We start from the raw sequence: 14,589 nt of genomic DNA, 5'->3' as shown, positions 1-14,589 counted from the left end.
GGGCTCTCTGGGGGGGCCGGGCCTCCCCCCCCGTTGGGGGGGGGGGCCGCCGGGCCCCCGCCGCGCGCGCGGCGGGCGCCCCCCCCCCCGGGGGGGGGCCCCCCCCCCCCCCGCCCTCGGCCGGGCGCGGCTCAGTCCGCCCGCCTCCTGGGCATGAACGTGAACACCGCGCCGCCCAGCAGGATCGCCGTGCCCGCCACCAGGCCCAGCGCCTTCAGGGCGCCGTGGTCGCCGGAGCCCGTCTCCGCGAGACCGCCGCTCGTCGACGTCGACCCGCCCGAGGACGAGGACGACGAGCCGCTGCCGCCGGACGCGCCGCTCGCCTGTTCCGCGGTGTTCAGCGTGAGGGAGACGGCCGTGCTGTCCGGGGTGCAGGTGGTGGTCGTGCCCATGGCCTCGATGACGAGGACGCCCGGGGAGAGCGTGGACTCACCCGTCGCGCCGGGTTTGTAGACGCCCGTGAGGTCCGGGATGCGAATCGGGCTGTTCTGCGGGATCGGAGCGGAGTTGAGCGGGCCCTGCACCGTCACCGAACCCCTGTCGGCGCCGCCCAGCACGATCCTCATCGTCGGCTTCACCTTGCCGGCCGGGATGGCGATCGGGCTGTCCATGACCGACTTCTTGAACTGCACGGTGAGGTCATAACTCCCGTCGTTCTTCCTGGCGTTGATCTGGATCGGCGAGGTCGCCTTCTTCACGCCGATCGGCGACTGGCAGGTGTAGGGGATGTCGACGACCTTGCCGGTGAAGGAGCTCTGTCCGCCGCCGGTGGCCGACGGGGACACGCTCGGCGAGGACGACGCCGACGGCGAGCCGGAGCCGCTGGGCGAGCCGGACGGCGATCCGCTCGGCGAGGAGCTCCCGCTCGGCGAGCCCGAACTCCCGTTGCCCGCCGTCACGGTGATGGTCGCCGCCGGCTGGACCGCCTCCGTCGGCGCGCACCTGGTGTCGGTCGACAGCGCGTTGACGACGTAGGCGTCCGGCGTCAGCGTCACCTTTCCGGCCGCCGTCAGCTTCAGCGTGCCCTTCATGTCGGACAGCGTCATCGCGCCGCCCTTGGGGATCGCCGGGTTCTGCCGGGTCCCCTGCATGGCGACGGCCGCGCTCTGCGCGCCGGCCGCCTTGAGCGTGCCGGACGGCTGGACCGAGTTCGCGGGCAGGTCGATGATGTCGGGGTTCTTCGACGCGGCCTGGGTGAACTTCCAGACGACGTCGACGGTGTCGCCGACCTTCGCGGTGGCCGGCGCGGTGATCTCGACCTTGGTGGTGCCGTCGACGTCGGGCAGGCCGATGCCGGAGGGCGGCACGCACTTGGTGGCGTAGGCGACCTCAGCGGCCTGTGCGGGCGCGGCGGTCACGCCCAGCAGGACGGCCGCCCCGGTGAGCATGACGGCGGCGCCCGCGACGGCCGCTCGCTTCCGGGCGGGCGCCCGCTCGGCGGGTATGGCTCTCTCACTCACGTGGATCCCTTCCTGTGGGGAGTCGTGGGCTCGGTGAACGTCGTCGGGGGCGGCGGTCGGTCGTCGTGCGCCGCGACGGGACTCATGGGAGTCGTCGGTCGGTCGTCGGTCGGTGCGGGGGGCCGTACCGGAACGCCCGGAGCCGCGTCCGCGGTGAACCACGGCAGGGTCGGATGCGCGCGGACGGCGGGATCCGGGGCCGGAGGCTCGGCCGGGCGCAGGCGTCCCGGACGGCGGGTGCGGGTCGGCCGCCGGGTCGCCGGGCGGGGGCGCACCCGGTCCACCACGGCCATCCCGATACGGAAGAGCGCCGCCGGCGCCACCAGGCAGAGCAGGATCCAGAAGAGGGTCACGCCCCAGGGGCGGCCCACGCCCCACGGTTGCTCGGCGAGCACCTTCCCGCCGTACTCGAGGGAGACGGTGTAGTCGCCGTGGGCGCCGGCGTCGAGCTCCACGGGCAGCTCGACGCGTGCCTTCCCGCCGGGGCGGATCGTGCCGTGCCACTGCCTCTCGTCCCACTGCGGGGCGAACACCCCGTGCGCGGTGCCGACGCGGAAGACGGGGTTCTCGACGGAACCGGCGCCCACGTTGCCGACGGTGAAGACGAGCGTGCGGGAGGGCGGTGCGCCGAACCAGGTGAGCAGACCGCCGGAACCCTCGAGCCGGGTGTCGGTGAGCACCGACAGCCGTCCGCCGGCCGTCGCCGCGGGCAGCGGCCGGACGGGGTGCCCGGCCACCTGGAACACCGCGTCGGCCTGCGCCTTCGCTCCGGTCGCGGTGGCCGCGTGCACCACGCACGGACAGGGCGCCGGGGGTTCGGCCACCGGCAGCGGCAGGCTGAAGCGGCCGCCGGCGTCGGCGGTGACGGCACGGCCGTCGGCGTTGGCGCAGGAGTTGGTCCCGCCGACCACGCCCCGGGCCGACGTCGCCTGCCCGCAGATCAGCAGCATCACCAGCGCGCTCGGCCGCCAGCCGCTGCCGTTGACCGTGACCGAACCGCCGGCGCCCGCCTGGGCGGTGGAGAGCGTGACGGCCGGCTTGTCGGCGGCGGCCGCCGCCGGACCCGCCACGGCCGGCAGCAGCGTCAGAAGCAGGATCAGGGCCGGGAACAGCAACAGGGCCGGGAACCGCAGCAGGAACGGGAACCGCAGCAGGGAAGTGAGCACGGCCGGCGTCGCCGCCGTCACCGTGCTCCGCGGCTTGCCTCTCACGCCGGCGCTCCTCTCGACTCGGCTTGCGCGACGGCCGGGCGGCGCGCGCGTCGTCGTACCGCCACGACGGCCGCCGGCGCCGACAGCGCGACGGCCGCCGCGCCCGCCGTCGCGGCCCACGGCACGAAGCGGGCCGTCGCCCGCCCGGTGGCCTCGGCCGCGCCCGCGGCGGTGACCGTCAGGCGCACGGTGACCGCGTCCAGGGCGGGGCGGTCCGGCCAGGGCTCGTCGAGGGCGAGACGGCGGCCCGGCGCGAGCCGGACCGGCAGGGTGCGCGGGGCCCGATCGAGGACGGTCCCGAGGACGCCGTCCGCGTGCACGGCGAGCTGCGGGACGAGGACCGTGGTGCCGCGGTTGACCAGCTCGTACGTGATGCGGTCGCCGTGCACGGCCACCCGCTCCACGGTCAGCGCGGCCAGTCGGGGGCCGCCGACGCGGACCAGCAGCGACACGGCGTTCTCCCGTCCGGCCGCGTCCCGCACGACGATCCCGCCGGCGACGTCACCGGGCCGGGCGTTCGCCGGGAGCGCCACCGTGAAGGGGACCTCGGCGCGGGTGCGGGCGGGCACGGCGAGGACGCCCGGCCCGGCGAAGGCCACGCGCAGACCCGTGCCGACGGCCCGCAGCCGTACGGTCAGCGGCTCTGCGCCCCGGTTGGTGACGGCCACCGTGTCCTGGAGCACCGCGCCGGGCACGCCCTCGCAGTAGAAGGACGGCCGGCCGTCTCCCGAGGGCGCCGCCGCCCAGCCCCCGCCGGCGCGAGCGGGCGCCGCGGCGAGCAGCAGGGGCAGGGACAGCAGCAGGACCAGCGGCAGCGTCAGCAGCGGGGCGCGGGCTGCGGGGTACGGCATCGGCGGCTCCAGCACTCGGGCGCGGGGTGCGGTGCAGGGCGGGCGGTCAGCGGTGGGCGCGCGCCGGCTGGTTGCGCCGGGTCAGCCACAGGGCGCCCGCCGCGCCTACGAGAAGCACGGTGCCGCCGAGGGTGCCCAGGGCGATCACGGAGTCCTCGGGGCCGGTCTGCGGGAGGTCTCCGCCGGAGCCGCCGGAGCCGGTCGTCCCGCCGGAGCCGGTGCTGCCGCCGGACCCGCCGCCCGCCGCCGTCACGTCGAGGGTGAGCGAGGGGCCCGGGCTGTTGGCGGGCGTGCACGTGGTGGTCGTGCCGAGCGCCTTGATGGTGAGCACGCCGGCCGTGAAGGTGACCTTGCCGGACTTCTTCGGCGTGTACGTGCCGCTGAGGTCGTTGATCTTGATGGGGGTGTTCTCGGGGATCGCGGCCTGGTTGGCGGGCCCGGTGACGTTCAGGGCGCCGCTGTCGGCGCCGCCCAGCTTGACCGTGGCACTCGGCTTCATGGAGCCGGCGCCGAGTTCGACCGGGCTGGAGGACACGCCCTTCTGCCAGGACATGGTGATCCGGTAGCCGTCGTCGCTCTTGACGGCCTTGATGTCGATGGGCGAGACGGCGCTCTTGTCGCCGATCGGTGTCTTGCAGCCGTAGTTGACGTTCACGACCTCGGCCACGGCCGCGGGGGCGGCCGTCCAGACCACCGCCGCGCCGGCCAGGGCCGCGGCAGTCGCGAGCGCGGCGGTTCGCTTCCGGTTCGACACGGTCCCGTCCCCTCACTCCCACCGCCCCGCCCTTACTGACGAGGCATCAGATTGAGCCGTCAAGGTACGCCCGAGGCGATGAGGAAGGAAGAGAAGGCACACGCCGGAGTTGAGCCGCCCCCACGGCCCCACGCGCCGCCCCCCGACCGCGGGTTCAGCGGCCCCGAAGAAGCGCGGGAGTCCCCCGACGCCGAAGGACCTCGGGCACGACGACGGTTCCGTCGGGACGGTGGTGCTGCTCGAGGAGGGCCGGCAGCAGACGGCCGGCGGCAAGTCCCGACGCGTTGAGCGTGTGCACGCACCGCGGCTTCCCGCCGCCGGCCCGACGGTGACGGATCAGTCCGTCAGCGCGTTGCCGACGAGGCTGGAGCGTGACGCCGCCGGCATGCCGACGGGTCCGGGGACGCGCCCGGACTGCCGGGGCGGTCGCCGGAGACGGGCCCGGGTCAGGCCGGGGCGCCCAGTTCCGCCCAGACCGTCTTGCCGGCGAGGCCGGGAGCGCGGACGACGCCCCAGTCCAGACAGAGGCGCTGCACGATGAACATGCCGTGTCCGCCAGGGCGGCCCGCGCGGTGCGGGGTGCGGGGCGCCGGCTGGCCGGCGCCCCGGTCGGAGACCTCGACGCGGATCACCTTCTTGTCGCAGCCGAGCACCAGTCCGTCCGGCCCGTCGGCGTGCAGACACGCGTTGGTGACCAGTTCGGAGACGACGAGCAGCACATCCTCGGCGGCGGCCCGCTGGTCGGCGGTGGCGGCGGGCAGCCAGCCCCAGGCGTACAGCGCCTGCCGGGCGAAGTCGCGGGCGAGCGGGACGACGCCGCTGGCGTCCTCGAAGCTCAGTCTGCGTACCTGAGGGCCGCCGGACGGCGCGGCGGCCACGGCTGCCGTGCCCTCACCGGACGCTCCGCGCGCTCCGGCCTCCTGAGGGCCCCCTTCGGAGGCCCCGGAAGCGCCGCTGGGCTCCGGGCCGCGGTCGCCCGGCGAGTAAGGCCGGGTGGTGCTCATCAGCGCTTCACCTCACCGATTCCCCGATTCAACCGGTTCGCAGTTCAACAGTCGATCACTACATTCTGTACGTGGCCGAACGGTGCAAGTGTCGGCGTCACCGCCGACGAGTTCGGGTCCAGGATGTCTCCTGCCCTGGGGAACCGGCGGAACACCCCCCGCTCTCGCCCCGTTTCCACCCGTTTTCGGACGGGCGGCGAAACTCAGCCGTCCGCGCCGCGCCCGTCGCGCTCGCCGTCGTCGTCCGCGAGGGCCGCCTCCACCGTGTCGTGCACGGTGAACACCGCGTCGGCGCCGGTGATCTCGAAGACCCGGGCCACGACGGGCTGCATGCCGGCCAGATGGACGCCGCCACCGGCCGCCTCCGCCTTCAGGCGGGCGCCGAGGAGCACGTTGAGCCCGGTGGAGTCGCAGAACTCCAGTCCTGCACAGTCCACGACCAGCCGGCTGAGGCCCTCGGAGAGGCAGTCGTCGAGTGGCTCACGCAACAGATCGGCCGTGTGGTGATCCAACTCACCTGCCGGGGTCACCACGGCGCTCGAGCCTTCCCGCCGCACCTCTACCAGAAGCCGGCCAGACTGTGCGCTGCCGACCGTCCCGCGGTCCATGCCGTCTCTCTCCCGGGGTCGTGAACTGGTTGCTGACGCTCTCGCACCCTACGCCCTCGACCCGTCACCCAACACCCGAACAATCGCACACAAACGGACATAACCCTACAAAATGCACTTGCGATCGGTCAAGCAAAGCGGGTAGGGCTAGGGGAAACACGTAACCGACACGGCCGGCTTTGGAGGCGCCGCACACCGAAGTGCGCTCACTGGCATCGGCGGCCATACGCCGAGAACGATGGAGGACTCATGTCACCCCGGCTCGACGCACCGCATACCCGCGGAGCGACGTCGACACCCCCTCCGGAACTGAAAAGTCTGGAACCCATCGCACAGCACGCGGTGCAGGACGTCGACCCCACCGACCTCCTCGCCGGACTCCCGGACATCCCCCCGTACGACGAGATCGCACCCCTCGACGCGCGGGCCCTGTCCAAGACCCTGTTCGCGCGGCTCGAAGCCCTCGAAGAGGGCACGCACGCGTACTCGTACGTCCGCAACACACTCGTCGAACTGAACCTCGCGCTGGTCAAGTTCGCCGCCTCCCGGTTCCGCTCCCGCAGCGAGCCGATGGAGGACATCATCCAGGTCGGCACCATCGGCCTGATCAAGGCGATCGACCGTTTCGAGCTGTCGCGCGGCGTCGAGTTCCCGACCTTCGCCATGCCAACCATCATCGGCGAGATCAAACGGTTCTTCCGTGACACCTCGTGGTCCGTGCGCGTCCCGCGACGGCTCCAGGAGCTGCGGCTCGACCTCGCCAAGGCGGGCGACGAGCTGGCCCAGCAGTTCGACCGGGCGCCCACCGTCGCGGAGCTGGCCGAACGCCTCGGCCTCTCCCACGACGAAGTCGTCGAGGGCATGGCCGCGTCGAACGCGTACACCGCCTCGTCGCTGGACGCGCAGCCGGAGGAGGACGACTCGGAAGGCGCGCTCGCCGACCGCATCGGCTATGAGGACCACGGCCTCGAGGGCATCGAGTACGTGGAGTCCTTGAAGCCGATGATCGCCGAACTTCCCGCCCGCGACCGCCAGATCCTCTCCCTCCGCTTCGTCGCGGGTCTGACCCAGTCGGAGATCGGCGAGGAACTCGGCATCTCGCAGATGCACGTGTCGCGACTGCTGTCGCGCACGCTCGTGCGGCTGCGGAAGGGCCTGACGCTCGAGGAGTAGGCCCGCCGGCCGCGGGCCGAGGAGCACACCCCTTTCACCGGTGTCCGGCGGACACCGGTGCCGTCCGCGTGCGGGCGATCAACGAACGATCGCCCGCAGCGCGGACGTCGGCGTGCCCGCAGGTCGCGGCAGGAGCGCGGCAGGAGGTGGCCCTCCGCAGCCGAGGCGACCCTCCGCGCTCAGCGTCTGCAGTCGGCGGTCGGCAGTCGGTGGCCGCCGGTCCGCGGTCGACAGTCCGTGGCCGCCGCTCGTGGTCGGCGGTCCGTGGCCGCCGGTCCGCGGTCGACAGTCCGCGGTCGACAGTCCGTGGTCGACAGTCCGTGGCCGCCGGTCCGCGGTCGACAGTCCGTGGCCGCCGGTCCGCGGTCGACAGTCCGCGGTCGACAGTCCGTGGCCGCCGGTCCGCGGTCGACAGTCCGTGGCCGCCGGTCCGCGGTCGACCGTCCGTGGCCGCCGCTCGTGGTCGGCGGTCCGTGGTCGGCGGTCCATGGTCGACAGTCCGTGGTGCGTTGCAGTGCGCGGGAAATTCCCTGGCCGGATTCACGGCGATCGCTACGCTGGCCCAGCCCCTCCGACCAGCAGCGCCGCTGGGCCAGCCGCGTCACCTGCTCATGAGGAGCCCCGTGCCCGCCTCCCCTTCCTCTCCCGCGTCGCCCGCCTCGTCCGCCCCTTCCGCCGGCTCCCGGCTCGGCAGGCTCGGCCGGCTCTCCGACGTCCCCGTGCTGCTGGTCGCCGTCGTGTGGGGGTCCAGCTACCTCGCCGCCAAGGGCGTCACGACGGCGGACACCGTGCTCGCCGTGCTCGTGCTCCGGTTCGCCGTGGTGCTGCCGGTGCTGGCGGCCGTCGGGCGGCGGCGGCTGTGCGCGCTGAGCGGCGCACAGCTGCGGGGAGCCGGGCTGCTGGGGCTGATCCTCGCGGGGATCTTCCTGCTGGAGACGTACGGCGTCGTCCACACCTCCGCCACGAACGCCGGGCTGATCATCAGCCTGACCATGGTCTTCACGCCCGTCGCGGAGAGCCTGGCGCGCGGGGTACGGCTGCCGGGACGGTTCCTGGCGGCCGCGGGCCTGTCGGTGGCGGGCGTGGCCCTGCTGACGCAGGGGGCCGGGTTCACCGCTCCGTCCGGCGGCGATCTGCTGATGCTCGGGGCGGCCGTGGCCCGTACCGTGCACGTGCTGGCCATGGCCCGCATGGAGTCGGTGCGCGGCGCGGACGCGTTGTCCCTCACGACCGTGCAACTGGGCGGCGCCGTCGTCGTGTTCGCCGTGCTGGCGGCCGTGCCGGGGACGGGGGCGTCGCCCTGGGCCGCCGCGGCGGACTTCGGCGCCGGGGACTGGGCAGGCCTGGTCTACCTCTCCGTCTTCTGCACCCTCTTCGCGTTCTTCGTGCAGATGTGGGCCGTCCGCCGTACGTCGCCGTCCCGGGTCAGCCTGCTGCTGGGGACCGAGCCGGTGTGGGCGGCGGCCGTGGGCATCGCGCTCGCCGGGGACCGGCCGGGATGGCTCGGCTTCGCGGGCGCGGTGCTGGTGCTCGTCGGCACGGCGTGGGGGCGGGCGGCGGCGGACCGGGGGCGGACGGCGGAGCGGGGGGTGGGCCGGGCGGCGGACCGGGGGCGGGCGGCCGCCGACGCCCCCGTCGGCCAGGACCCTCAGACGACCCGCACGCCTCGCCGCCACACCCCCGAGACCAACGGCACGCCCGGCCGGTAGGCCAGGTGGACGTGGCTCGGCGCGTCCAGGAGGGTCAGGTCGGCGTACGCGCCGGGGGCGATGCGGCCGACGTCGGTGCGGCGCAGCGCCGCGGCCCCGCCCGCCGTGGCGGACCACACCGCCTCGTCCGGCGTCATCCCCATGTCCCGCACGGCGAGGGCGATGCAGAAGGGCACGGACGAGGTGAAGGACGAGCCCGGGTTGCAGTCCGTGGACAGGGCGACGGTGACCCCGGCGTCCAGCAGGCGGCGGGCGCCCGGCCACTGCGCCCGGGTGGAGAACTCGGCGCCGGGCAGCAGCGTGGCGACCGTGTCGCCGTTCGCGAGCGCGTCGACGTCGGCGTCGGTGAGGTGGGTGCAGTGGTCGGCGCTGGCCGCGTCCAGCTCGACCGCCAGCTGCACGCCGGGGCCGTGGGAGAGCTGGTTGGCGTGGATGCGGGGGTGCAGGCCCTTCGCCTTGCCGGCGGTGAGGATCGCGCGGGCCTGGTCGCCGTCGAAGGCGCCCTTCTCGCAGAAGACGTCGATCCAGCGGGCGTACGGGGCGCAGGCGTCGAGCATCTCGCCGGTGACGAGGGAGACGTAGGCCGCCGGGTCGTCCGCGAAGTCCGGGGACACGATGTGGGCGCCGAGGTAGGTGACCTCGTCGGTGTGGGCGGCGGCGATGCGCAGGGCCCTCGCCTCGTCCTCGACCGTGAGGCCGTAGCCGGACTTGGTCTCGAAGGTGGTGGTGCCCTGGCGGAGGGCCTCGGCGAGGAAGCGCGTGAGGTTGGCCTCCAGTTCCGCGTCGGTGGCGGCCCGGGTGGCCGCGACCGTCGTGCGGATGCCGCCCGCGCTGTACGCCCGGCCCGACATCCGGGCGTTGAACTCCTCCGTGCGGTCGCCCGCGAAGACGAGGTGGGAGTGGGAGTCGACGAAGCCCGGCAGCATCGCCCGGCCGTCGGCCCTGACCCGGTTGTCAGTGGCGGGTGCTTTGCTTGATTCACCGGTCCACACGACGCGGTCGCCCTCGACGACGACGGCCGCGTCCCGGATCAGGCCCAGGGGAGAGCCTTCGCCTAGGGAGGGATCGTTGGTGACCAGCGTGGCGATGTCGGTGATGGCGGTGCTGGTGCCGGTCTGGCCGGTGCTGCTGCTCATCGTCGTGTCCTCGTGGCTGACGGGGGTGGGGGCTGAGTCGGAGGCGCGGGCGGGGTCGACGGCCGCCGGTGGCGGTGTCAGGCGTGCAGGGCCGCGACGGCCCGCGCGAGGGCCTGCGGCACGTCCGGTACGAGGGTGTGCGCCCCGTCGCGTACGACGTGCCGTCCGGCGACGACCGTGTGCCGTACGTCCGCCGCGGTCGCCGCGAAGACGGCCGTCTCGGCGCCGAGCCGGGGCAGCGGGCCCGCCGTCCTGACCGAGTCGAGGGCGATCGTCGTGAAGTCGGCGGGCGCGCCGGCCTCCAGGACGCCCGCGTCGGGAGCGCCGAGGGCGGCGTGGCCGTCGGCGGAGGCGGCGCGCAGCAGGGCGGCCGCCGTCCAGTGACCCCGGGTGCGGGTGCGCAGCCGTTCGTTCAGCTCCATCGCGCGCGCCTCCTCGAGCAGGTCGATCACCGCGTGGCTGTCGGAGCCGAGGGAGAGGGGTGAGCCGGCGGCCTGGAGGGCGACGGCCGGGCCGATGCCGTCGGCGAGGTCCCGCTCGGTCGTCGGGCACATGCAGGTGCCGGTGCCGGAGCCGCCGAGCAGGGCGATGTCCTCGTCGGTGAGGTGGGTGTTGTGGACTCCGGTGGTGCGCGGCCCGAGCACGCCGTGCTCGGCGAGGAGCCGGGTGGGCGTGCACCCGTGGGCGGCGTGGCAGGCGTCGTTCTCGGCGGTCTGCTCGGACAGGTGCACGTGCAGCGGCGCTCCGCGCTCGTCCGCCCAGCGCGCGACGGTCGTCAGCTGGTCGGCGGGCACGGCCCGCACCGAGTGGATCGCGGCCCCGATCCGTGCGTGATCCCGTTCCTTGAGAAGTGAACAGCGTTCGGCCCAGGCGTCCGCGTCGCCGTCGGAGAAGCGGAGCTGATGGGCGTTGGGGGGCTGTCCGAAGCCGGAGGACAGATAGGCGGTGTCGAGGAGGGTGATGCGCACACCGGCTTCGGCGGCGGCCTCGATCAGCGCCTCGCCCATGGCGTTGGGGTCGGCGTAGCGGCCGCCGCCGGGGGCGTGGTGCAGATAGTGGAACTCGCCGACGGCCGTGACGCCGGCCAGCGCCATCTCGGCGTACACGGCGCGGGCCAGCTGGTGGTAGGTGTCCGGGGTGAGCCGGTCGGCGACCGCGTACATGACCTCGCGCCAGGTCCAGAAGGTTCCGGAGCCGACCTGGACGGTGCCGCGCAGGGCGCGGTGGAAGGCATGGCTGTGGGTGTTGGCGAGGCCGGGCAGGGTGAGGCCGCGCAGGATCTCGGCGCCGGGCGGCGGGGCGTCGACGCCGGTGCGCACGGCGGTGATGCGGCCGGCCGTCACCGCTCCGGAGCCGCCGCCCGCCGACACCGTGAGGGCGACGCCCGGCTCGACGTTCGTGTCGAGCCAGGCGTGCTCCAGCCAGTACGTCCGTGTCCGCTGCGTGGGGGTCACCGGCAGGCCAGTCCTTCCAGTACGTCGGCGAGGGCGTGCACCCCGGCCACGCAGTCGTCCTCGGCGGCGAACTCGGCCGGGGAGTGCGAGACGCCCGTGGGGTTGCGCACGAACAGCATGGCGGTCGGGATGCGGTCGGAGAGGATCCCGGCGTCGTGTCCGGCGCCGGTGCCGAGGACGGGGACCGTGAGCCGAGCGTCGTCGCCCTTGCCGAGGATGCGGGCGAGCTCGTCGCGCAGCGCGTGGTCGAACTCGACGACGGGCGTGAACGACTCCCGGACGACGTCCAGGTCGATGCCGTGGGCCGCGGCGTGGTCGCGGGCAGCCCGCTCCACCCCGCCCACGACCGTGTCGAGGGTGGCCTGGTCGGCGGCGCGGGAGTCGAGCCAGCCGCGTACCAGGGAGGGGATGGCGTTGACGCCGTTCGGCTCGACGGAGATCTTGCCGAAGGTGGCCACGGCGCCCGCGAGCCGGGCCTCGCGGCGGGCGGCGAGGACCGTCTCCGCGTAGGGCAGCATCGGGTCGCGCCGGTCCTCGAGGCGGGTGGTGCCGGCGTGGTTGGCCTCGCCCCGGAAGTCGAACCGCCAGCGCCCGTGCGGCCAGATGGCGCTGGCGACGCCCACCCGGTCGCCGCTCAGGTCGAGCGCCCGGCCCTGCTCGACGTGCAGTTCGACGAAGGCGCCGATGCGGGAGAGCCGCTCCGGGTCCGGGCCGATGGCGTCCGGGTCGTGCCCGGCGGCCTCCATGGCCTGCGGGAGGGTGACGCCGTCGCCGTCGGTGAGCCGGTGGGCCTGCTCCACGGTGAGCCGGCCGGCGGTGAGTCGGGAGCCGACGCAGGCGAGCCCGAAGCGCGCGCCCTCCTCGTCGCCGAAGTTGACGAGGGCGAGCGGCTTGGCGAACTCGGCCCGGCGGGCGCGCAGTTCGTCGAGGGCGGCGAAGGAGGACACCACTCCGAGCGGACCGTCGAAGGCGCCGCCGTCGGGCACCGAGTCGAGGTGCGATCCGGTCACCACGGCGTCGCCGGCCGTCGGGTCGCCGAGCCAGGCCCACTGGTTGCCGTTGCGGTCGACCTCGTAGGTCAGGCCGCGCGCCTCGGCCTGTTCCCGGAACCAGGCCCGGCAGTCGGCGTCGGCGGCGGTCCAGGCGTAGCGGCGGTAGCCGCCGGAGGCGGAGCTGCGGCCGATCGGCAGCAGCTCCGCCCACATGCTGTGGAAGGTCACGCGCCGTCACCCTCGCGCATCGGCACCCGCACGCCCCGCTCGTCCGCGACCGACTCGGCGATGTCGTAGCCGGCGTCCACGTGCCGGATGACGCCCATGCCGGGGTCGTTGGTGAGGACGCGGCGGATCTTCTCGCCGGCCAACTTGCTGCCGTCGGCCACCGACACCTGCCCGGCGTGGATGGAGCGGCCCATGCCGACGCCGCCGCCGTGGTGCAGGGACACCCAGGAGGCGCCGGAGGCGACGTTGACCATGGCGTTCAGCAGCGGCCAGTCGGCGATCGCGTCGGAGCCGTCGAGCATGGCCTCGGTCTCGCGGTAGGGGGACGCGACCGAGCCGCAGTCGAGGTGGTCGCGGCCGATGGCCAGCGGGGCCGCCAGCTCGCCCGAGGCCACCATGTCGTTGAAGCGCTCGCCGGCCTTGTCGCGCTCGCCGTAGCCGAGCCAGCAGATCCGGGCGGGCAGGCCCTGGAAGTGGACGCGCTCACCGGCCAGCTTGATCCAGCGGGCCAGGGACTCGTTCTCGGGGAAGAGGTCGAGGATCGCCTTGTCGGTCTTGGCGATGTCGGAGGCCTCGCCGGACAGGGCGGCCCAGCGGAAGGGGCCCTTGCCCTCGCAGAACAGCGGGCGGATGTAGGCGGGGACGAAGCCGGGGAAGGCGAACGCCCGGTCGTAACCGGCGAGTTGGGCTTCGCCTCGGATGGAGTTGCCGTAGTCGAAGACCTCGGCGCCCGCGTCCAGGAAGCCGACCATGGCCTCGACGTGCCGCGCCATGGACTCACGGGCTCGGGTGGTGAAGCCGGCCGGGTCCTTCGCGGCGGCGTCGGCCATGTCCTCGAAGTCGATCCCGGTGGGCAGGTAGGCCAGCGGGTCGTGGGCCGAGGTCTGGTCGGTGACGATGTCGATGGGGGCGCCCATGGCGAGCAGCTGCGGCACGAGGTCGGCGGCGTTGCCGAGGACGCCGATGGAGAGCGGCCTGCGCTGGTCGCGGGCTTCGACGGCCAGCTGGAGCGCGTGGTCGAGGCTGTCGGCCCGCACGTCCAGGTAGCGGTGCTCGATACGGCGGTCGATGGCGCGCGGGTCGCAGTCGACGCAGATCGCGACGCCGTCGTTCATCGTCACGGCGAGCGGCTGGGCGCCGCCCATGCCGCCGAGGCCGGCGGTGAGGGTGATCGTGCCGGCGAGAGTGCCGCCGAACTTCTTCGCGGCGACGGCGGCGAAGGTCTCGTAGGTGCCCTGGAGGATGCCCTGGGTGCCGATGTAGATCCAGGAACCGGCGGTCATCTGGCCGTACATGGTCAGACCCAGCTGCTCGAGGCGGCGGAACTCCTCCCAGTTGGCCCAGTCGCCGACGAGGTTGGAGTTGGCGATGAGGACACGCGGGGCCCACTCGTGGGTCTGCATCACGCCGACCGGCCGGCCGGACTGGACGAGCATCGTCTCGTCCTGCTTGAGGGTGCGCAGGGTGCGGACCATCGCGTCGAAGGAGCGCCAGTCGCGGGCCGCCTTGCCCGTGCCGCCGTAGACGACGAGCTTGTCGGGGTGTTCGGCGACCTCGGGGTCGAGGTTGTTCTGCAGCATCCGCAGGGCGGCTTCCTGCTGCCATCCCAGGGCGCTCAGTTCCGTACCGCGCGGCGCTCGTACGGGGCGGGGTCCTGACATGGTCTGCCTCCTTGCGGACGGGTGATCCCGGCGGGCTTTTACTGCCGTTATTCACATCCTGGCCCGCTGAATAGAGCTAGTCAATACGGCCGCGCGGCAGGGCCGCCCGCCGGAGGCGGCCGGAGGGACCGTCGACGTGCGACGAAGGGGAGGCGGAAAACGGCAGGGGAAGGGGGCCGGACGGGCCCCGTCGGGGCGCTCGGCGCCGCCTTCACCACCCTGTGCGAGCCCGTGCGCCATGGCGCACACCCGTGGGAGCGGTGTTGAAGGGACGCATGAGGCGTCGCCACGGGCACGGAAAGTGGTCAGTCGACCCACCTTAGTCACCACGGCGCATGTTCCGCGGGA

Annotated in this window: 12 protein-coding genes; 2 read left to right on the top strand and 10 right to left on the bottom strand. The window is 74.0% G+C overall.

The window, feature by feature from the left end:
• Positions 1 to 131: 131 nt before the first annotated feature.
• The 6 genes from ABT300_RS10195 to ABT300_RS10170 form a co-directional block, all read right to left on the bottom strand.
• Positions 132 to 1,388: a hypothetical protein gene (locus ABT300_RS10195; protein ID WP_351673826.1), complete on the bottom strand. Its 1,257-nt coding sequence runs from the start codon at positions 1,386 to 1,388 to the stop codon at positions 132 to 134.
• A gap of 68 nt (positions 1,389 to 1,456) precedes the next feature.
• Positions 1,457 to 2,578, bottom strand: a complete 1,122-nt coding sequence (locus ABT300_RS10190; protein WP_502977909.1) for a hypothetical protein — start codon at positions 2,576 to 2,578, stop codon at positions 1,457 to 1,459.
• Positions 2,579 to 2,667: 89 nt separating this feature from the next.
• Positions 2,668 to 3,522: a COG1470 family protein gene (locus ABT300_RS10185; protein ID WP_351673822.1), complete on the bottom strand. Its 855-nt coding sequence runs from the start codon at positions 3,520 to 3,522 to the stop codon at positions 2,668 to 2,670.
• A gap of 46 nt (positions 3,523 to 3,568) precedes the next feature.
• A complete protein-coding gene (locus ABT300_RS10180) occupies positions 3,569 to 4,276 on the bottom strand; it encodes an LPXTG cell wall anchor domain-containing protein (protein ID WP_351673821.1) in 708 nt (235 codons plus the stop codon).
• A gap of 446 nt (positions 4,277 to 4,722) precedes the next feature.
• The gene (locus ABT300_RS10175; protein ID WP_351673820.1) at positions 4,723 to 5,280 is read right to left on the bottom strand and encodes an ATP-binding protein; all 558 of its coding nucleotides are present in this window, start codon (positions 5,278 to 5,280) and stop codon (positions 4,723 to 4,725) included.
• A gap of 203 nt (positions 5,281 to 5,483) precedes the next feature.
• Positions 5,484 to 5,888: an STAS domain-containing protein gene (locus ABT300_RS10170; RefSeq protein WP_351673819.1), complete on the bottom strand. Its 405-nt coding sequence runs from the start codon at positions 5,886 to 5,888 to the stop codon at positions 5,484 to 5,486.
• A gap of 249 nt (positions 5,889 to 6,137) precedes the next feature.
• On the opposite strand from ABT300_RS10170, the gene ABT300_RS10165 reads away from it, so the two are divergent.
• Together ABT300_RS10165 and ABT300_RS10160 are read left to right on the top strand one after the other, a co-directional pair.
• Positions 6,138 to 7,061, top strand: coding sequence for an RNA polymerase sigma factor SigF (locus ABT300_RS10165; RefSeq protein WP_351673818.1), 924 nt, complete (start codon positions 6,138 to 6,140; stop codon positions 7,059 to 7,061).
• Between the two features lie 611 nt (positions 7,062 to 7,672).
• On the top strand, positions 7,673 to 8,770 hold the full coding sequence (locus ABT300_RS10160) for a DMT family transporter (protein ID WP_502977908.1): 1,098 nt from the start codon (positions 7,673 to 7,675) through the stop codon (positions 8,768 to 8,770).
• Here ABT300_RS10160 and hutI read toward each other — a convergent pair.
• The 4 genes from hutI to hutU form a co-directional block, all read right to left on the bottom strand.
• Positions 8,710 to 9,906 carry an imidazolonepropionase gene (gene hutI, locus ABT300_RS10155; RefSeq protein ID WP_351673816.1) on the bottom strand — a complete coding sequence of 399 codons (1,197 nt, stop codon included), beginning with the start codon at positions 9,904 to 9,906 and terminating at the stop codon, positions 8,710 to 8,712. The two genes, ABT300_RS10160 and hutI, sit on opposite strands and share 61 nt — an antisense overlap.
• Positions 9,907 to 9,983: 77 nt before the next feature.
• On the bottom strand, positions 9,984 to 11,360 hold the full coding sequence (locus ABT300_RS10150) for a formimidoylglutamate deiminase (protein WP_351673815.1): 1,377 nt from the start codon (positions 11,358 to 11,360) through the stop codon (positions 9,984 to 9,986).
• Positions 11,357 to 12,580 (bottom strand): allantoate amidohydrolase, encoded by a 1,224-nt coding sequence (locus ABT300_RS10145; RefSeq protein ID WP_351673814.1) that lies wholly within the window; start codon positions 12,578 to 12,580, stop codon positions 11,357 to 11,359. Before ABT300_RS10145 ends, ABT300_RS10150 begins: the two co-directional genes overlap by 4 nt.
• Positions 12,577 to 14,241, bottom strand: a complete 1,665-nt coding sequence (gene hutU / locus ABT300_RS10140) for a urocanate hydratase (RefSeq protein WP_351673813.1) — start codon at positions 14,239 to 14,241, stop codon at positions 12,577 to 12,579. Before hutU ends, ABT300_RS10145 begins: the two co-directional genes overlap by 4 nt.
• Positions 14,242 to 14,589: the final 348 nt, after the last annotated feature.

Origin of the sequence: Streptomyces sp. NPDC001027, from assembly GCF_040299045.1 — a bacterium.
GTDB lineage: Bacteria > Actinomycetota > Actinomycetes > Streptomycetales > Streptomycetaceae > Streptomyces.
This window is presented reverse-complemented; position numbering and strand designations above follow the sequence as displayed.

What these genes read in the sequence shown, in the direction of transcription:
- hutU (WP_351673813.1), bottom strand. Translation starts at nt 14,241, where the DNA reads ATGTCAGGACCCCGCCCCGTACGAGCGCCGCGCGGTACGGAACTGAGC.
- ABT300_RS10165 (WP_351673818.1), top strand. Translation starts at nt 6,138, where the DNA reads ATGTCACCCCGGCTCGACGCACCGCATACCCGCGGAGCGACGTCGACA.
- hutI (WP_351673816.1), bottom strand. Translation starts at nt 9,906, where the DNA reads ATGAGCAGCAGCACCGGCCAGACCGGCACCAGCACCGCCATCACCGAC.
- ABT300_RS10195 (WP_351673826.1), bottom strand. Translation starts at nt 1,388, where the DNA reads ATGCTCACCGGGGCGGCCGTCCTGCTGGGCGTGACCGCCGCGCCCGCA.
- ABT300_RS10185 (WP_351673822.1), bottom strand. Translation starts at nt 3,522, where the DNA reads ATGCCGTACCCCGCAGCCCGCGCCCCGCTGCTGACGCTGCCGCTGGTC.
- ABT300_RS10170 (WP_351673819.1), bottom strand. Translation starts at nt 5,888, where the DNA reads ATGGACCGCGGGACGGTCGGCAGCGCACAGTCTGGCCGGCTTCTGGTA.
- ABT300_RS10175 (WP_351673820.1), bottom strand. Translation starts at nt 5,280, where the DNA reads ATGAGCACCACCCGGCCTTACTCGCCGGGCGACCGCGGCCCGGAGCCC.
- ABT300_RS10160 (WP_502977908.1), top strand. Translation starts at nt 7,673, where the DNA reads ATGAGGAGCCCCGTGCCCGCCTCCCCTTCCTCTCCCGCGTCGCCCGCC.